General features: G+C 46.6%; 1 pseudogene. It reads right to left on the bottom strand.

What is annotated here, in order from left to right:
- Window positions 1-384, bottom strand: a pseudogene (locus CIK04_RS23610) (DNA polymerase III subunit psi); the annotation flags it as partial.
- Between the last annotated feature and the right edge of the window lie 67 nt (window positions 385-451).

Raw genomic sequence — 451 nt, 5'->3', positions numbered from 1 at the left:
TGTTGCCACAGCGCACGACGATGCTCATTATGACCATCAATTTGAGCCAACTCTGGCGATTGGAGCACTTTGGTTACCATAGGAAGAGGTTGAACAGGACAGCCCGCAAACCAAACCCATTGCAGAGAGTGCGGTTCGAGCGCGCTTAATTGCTCTGGGGTAATGTGCCTTGCTTGAGACAATTCCAGTTGTCAGGCTTTTGATGACACTTTTTCAAAAATAGTGCGTTTGCGAAATGGGGCAACTCGGTGCGATCAACAGTAACTGGCACTCTTCAGGCAGGGAGAAGGTTGGCATTTCATAGCCCATCATCCGTTCTGGATGATGCAATTGCCAAAGCGAAATGCCCATTTCCTGTAAATACAACTTTTCGTTTTCAGTCATCGTTTCGTTACTCAAAGATACCGCGGCATACTAACAAAAAGCCCAGGAAAGTAATAACGAGATTGAG

It is taken from the genome of Vibrio sp. 03_296, assembly GCF_002265885.1.
Note: the sequence above shows the minus strand (reverse complement) of the source record. Positions and strands in the feature narration are given on the sequence as shown.